We start from the raw sequence: 3,504 nt of genomic DNA, 5'->3' as shown, positions 1-3,504 counted from the left end.
CCGGCAGCTTCACCCCGCTCTTTGAGGCGCAATCCTTGGTCCGGCGGGCGGCCTAATGCGATCAACCCGTAAAGGGTCCGGTCGCTTCGCTACGGCTTTTGGCCTGCGGCAAAAAGTGATCGCGGCCCCCCACCGAACACTTCGGGCGCCAGTCGAGCGGGAATGAACCCGCCGGCTTTCAAGGAGCCTCGACATGTTCACCGACATCAAGATCGCCCGCAGACACGCGCTCGGCCTCTCCAAAACCCTGATGATCGCAACGATGGTTATCGGGATCGGCAACCAGTTCGCCGTCATCACCGCCGACGACTTTGACGGCGACGTGGTCGTCATCAACGAATATGATCCGTTCAGCTGAAACCTTCCGCGGGGGCACCCGCCCCCGCCCTTATTGTGCGAGCGCTGATTGGACGATCTTACCGAGGAAGCGAATCCGCACTTCATTCATTCGACCCTGCGGGAACGCATTGTCGAGCATGTCTTTGTCGGTGAAGCGCTGCGCAGGCTCTGGCAACTGGGTGTGACCGACGTCGAGGTCTTGCGCTCCGAATTCGACGCGGGCGGCTATGACCTGGTCATGGCCCGAGGTCGCGTAACCCGCCATATCCAGTTCAAGACCAAAATGGTCGGCGGCAAGACAGACGAGGTCAAGATCAGTCTCAAGCTGATGGAGAAGCCGAGCGGATGCGTCGTCTGGATCGTGGTGACGCCGGATCTCGTCTTCGATCATTATCTGTGGTTCGGCGCGGGGCCGGGTGAGCCTCTTCCCGACATCAGTGCGTTCGCCGTCGCCAAACATAGCAAGGGGACGACGCAGGGCGAGAAGAATGCGCGGCCGGGCCATCGCAAGATCCGGATAACCAGGTTTGAGCAGGTCTCAACCTTGGACGCGATATTGCTTCGTCTGTTCGGTGATCTCAAGGTTGCGAAAGCGGATTGAGCGGTCAGGCGGCCCCGGTTGCACCGGGCCGGGCTCTAGGCTGACGCCCCGAGCCCCGTGCCGGGTCTCGGCCCATCCGGGTCACGATCCCTGCCGTGGTAAGGTATCAACGGCGCTGCGGCACCAGCACCCCTGCGATATCGGCTGAAGGGGCTGCTCGCCCAAGGGCGAGATGGGCTGGTGGGCATATGGTCAGCCCCTCGCGCAGGGCCGCATCGTCCAGCAGAACGCGCCACGGTCCACCATAGCGCCGAGCCGCGAGGTAGAAGGTCGCGCCATCGCACGCGACCATGCGGCATCGCTCCTGGCGATCGATCAACGACGCATTCCCGCCATAGCGGGCGACCAGTTCGTCCAGGTCGGCGCGCATCAGGGCGCCGCAGCGGCGGCACTGGGTACGAACCTGAATCTGCAGCCGCTGCATCGCGCCGACGCTTGATGTCCAGCGCGGCCAAAGGGCAATGATCCGGGCGGTGTCTGTCATGATCGGAATGATAGCGAAGCCCTCGCTCGCGCGTCCAGCAGCACGTCCGAAAAGTCAGCCATGCCGTTCCTTATTACCTCTGACCGCCGCACCAACGGCCCCTTCCTGGCTTGGCGTCCTCGCCGCGGCACTTGCCAGCGCAAGCCCGGTGCCGGGCTCCTCCACATCCGTTGCGACCCTGTCGGGTGCGCGGGCGCGCTAAGCCCCGGCGGTCCGGTCGCCTGTCGGAAGGCCCCGATCGGCGGGGTCTGACACAGCTTGGAAAGTCAAACGTCATGGCCGACCCCCAGAATGACAAAGTCCTATCCGCAGACCAGCGCATCGCGACCATCGCGCGGCTCAATGATGCCCTGCGCCAGTCCATCCATAACCCGGGCGTCAACCAGGTGGTCATGACCGCCGGGGTCGCCGACCTGATCGGCGATACCAGTCTGTTTCGCGGGTTCCAGCGCCGCGCCGAACTGCTGCGCACGGTGCGCGACTATGACGCCTTTGGTCCCGACGTCGATCCGCATGGGGAGCGTGATTTCGGCCGCTTCGAGTTTTCGGGCGAGGCCCTGTACTGGAAGATCGATTATTATGATCGCGCGCTGACATACGGATCGCCTGACTCGACAGACCCCGATGTCACCACCCGCGTGCTGACGCTGCTTCTCACCCACGAATATTGAGCGATCATGGCCCCGACCCTGTCGGGGCCACCATTTTACCGAAGGAATTCGCCGGTGCCGCCCGCGTGGATCGCTTTGCGTCACCCGGTTGCGCCCGGCGTCGGCAGACCAGATTTCCCATCCCTGGCGAGTGACCCCGGCCATCCCCCCGACCGGGGGGATAGCCGAAAAGTCTGCTTGAGCAGACTGTCGGCGGTGCCGCCCGGACGTCCCATCGGGCCTTGCTCCCCGGCACGAGAGGAGAGGCTGCGCGGCGAAAGCGGCCGCGTCTTGCTGCGCGGTGAGGGGACCGATCGGTGTCCCTCGAACATGCCAAGGAGACTCGTCGTGGCCGACTATTTTTCCCGCCATCCCGACCATGCGTTCGTATTCGCATTCGTCTGCTTCGCCATCACCGTTTACCTGTTTCGCTATGTCGGCCCGGGGATCGGCGGCGGTGGCGACTGGTCATCGCGCGACCATTATGAGCGCAATCTGCGCGATGGTCCCGACGACTATGAATCGTGACGGCGCTGTGCCCATGAAGACGATCGTCGTCAGCCTGCTCAAGGGCGGGGTCGGCAAGACCTTCCTCGCCACGCATCTCGCCTGGTATCTGGCCGAGCAAGGCGGCAATCGCATCGCCTTTCTCGACCTCGATCCGCAGGGCAGTTCCACGCGGCGGCTCGCCAGCGAGCGGACCGGGTGGTTCGCGGCTGACCTGTTCGATCCCGAGGCGCGGCTCGAGCTTACCGATGCGCCCGGCATCACGGTCTTCGCCGCCGATCCGCGGCTGCAGATGGTCAAGGCAGCGGGTGACGTGCGCGATTTTCTTGGCCGGTTTCCCGCGTTGGGTGCCCATTTTGACCATATTGTCATCGACACCGGTCCCAAATGGGATGAGCTGACCTTGAGCGCCATGGCGGTGGCCGACGCAGTGATCGCGCCGGTCCAGGTCGCCGAGGATTCGATCGAATGCGCCAAGATGCTGCTCACCGCGCTCAAAAAGGCGGAAGGCGCGCGCGGCGGGCGCAAGGTCGATTTTCTCGGGCTGTTGCCCTCGATGGTCAATCCGTTCGACCGTCGCGAAATGGACAATGCGGTCAAGCTCGCCCGCGCGGTTGGCGAGAAGCTGATGTTCCCCGCCTTTATCAAGGCGCGGCCGACCTACAAGCATTCGGCCGAACAGCATCATCCCGTCTGGCGCGAAACCGGTAGTGGCGCAAAAGCGGCGGCTGACGAAATCCGGCCGATCCTGGCGGAGATCGTGCGCCGGATGGACGTCCGCCATTTGAGTGCGGCGTGATGGGCAAGTTCGATCAGCGCGCCGAAGAGTTCGGGCTGCTTGTCGGTCTCCACGATAGCGCGCGACGCGTCGAGGATCTGCCGCTCGACTGGATCATGGCCGATCCGGAAAATCCGCGGCGCGT

General features: G+C 64.0%; 6 protein-coding genes. 5 read left to right on the top strand and 1 reads right to left on the bottom strand.

Features of this window, described 5'->3' with window-relative positions; genetic code table 11:
* The first annotated feature begins 193 nt into the window (after positions 1–193).
* Positions 194–358, top strand: coding sequence for a hypothetical protein (locus WA070_RS16155; protein WP_323810657.1), 165 nt, complete (start codon positions 194–196; stop codon positions 356–358).
* A gap of 48 nt (positions 359–406) precedes the next feature.
* Positions 407–940, top strand: a complete 534-nt coding sequence (locus WA070_RS16150) for a hypothetical protein (RefSeq protein ID WP_422634954.1) — start codon at positions 407–409, stop codon at positions 938–940.
* A gap of 106 nt (positions 941–1,046) precedes the next feature.
* Here WA070_RS16150 and WA070_RS16145 read toward each other — a convergent pair whose 3' ends face one another.
* Entirely contained in the window at positions 1,047–1,424 is a 378-nt protein-coding gene (locus tag WA070_RS16145) for a hypothetical protein (RefSeq protein WP_422634953.1), read from the bottom strand.
* A gap of 275 nt (positions 1,425–1,699) precedes the next feature.
* Between WA070_RS16145 and WA070_RS16140 the strand changes: the two genes are divergently transcribed.
* The 3 genes from WA070_RS16140 to WA070_RS16130 all read left to right on the top strand — a co-directional run bounded on the left by WA070_RS16140 (position 1,700) and on the right by WA070_RS16130 (position 3,380).
* Positions 1,700–2,095 (top strand): DUF3768 domain-containing protein, encoded by a 396-nt coding sequence (locus WA070_RS16140; protein WP_422634952.1) that lies wholly within the window; start codon positions 1,700–1,702, stop codon positions 2,093–2,095.
* A gap of 327 nt (positions 2,096–2,422) precedes the next feature.
* Entirely contained in the window at positions 2,423–2,602 is a 180-nt protein-coding gene (locus tag WA070_RS16135) for a hypothetical protein (RefSeq protein WP_104955424.1), read from the top strand.
* 13 nt (positions 2,603–2,615) lie between these two features.
* Complete coding sequence (locus WA070_RS16130; RefSeq protein ID WP_422634951.1) at positions 2,616–3,380, top strand: ParA family protein; 765 nt, start codon at positions 2,616–2,618, stop codon at positions 3,378–3,380.
* Positions 3,381–3,504 lie beyond the last annotated feature (124 nt).

It is taken from the genome of Sphingobium sp. (assembly GCF_049304695.1).
In the GTDB taxonomy this organism is placed as follows: Bacteria; Pseudomonadota; Alphaproteobacteria; order Sphingomonadales; family Sphingomonadaceae; genus Sphingobium.
This window is presented reverse-complemented; position numbering and strand designations above follow the sequence as displayed.